The following is a 255-nucleotide window of genomic DNA, read 5'->3' on the forward strand; positions in this document are numbered from 1 at the left end:
CGCTGGAGACGCGCACCCAGCAGGAGCTGGTGTCGTCGCCCTTCGCCAGCCGGTCCCAGTGAAACTTCACCTTCACCCGCCCGTAGCGGTCGGTCCAGATCGACTCGCCTTTAGGCCCCACCACCTTTGCGGTCTGCGGGCCGTGCGTTTTCGGCCACGCCGTTTCGGGCGGCGTGCGGTAGGTCACCGACGACGGCAGCACCGTGAAGTGGATGTTGTGACGGCTGTCGCCGGTATCGCCGCTGGCGTAGGCGT

General features: G+C 67.5%; 1 pseudogene. It reads right to left on the reverse strand.

Going from position 1 to position 255, the window contains the following annotated elements:
- Nucleotides 1-255, reverse strand: a pseudogene (locus AC0T7J_RS25655) (type VI secretion system Vgr family protein); the annotation flags it as partial.

It is taken from the genome of Pantoea sp. E956-1 (genome assembly GCF_982223955.1).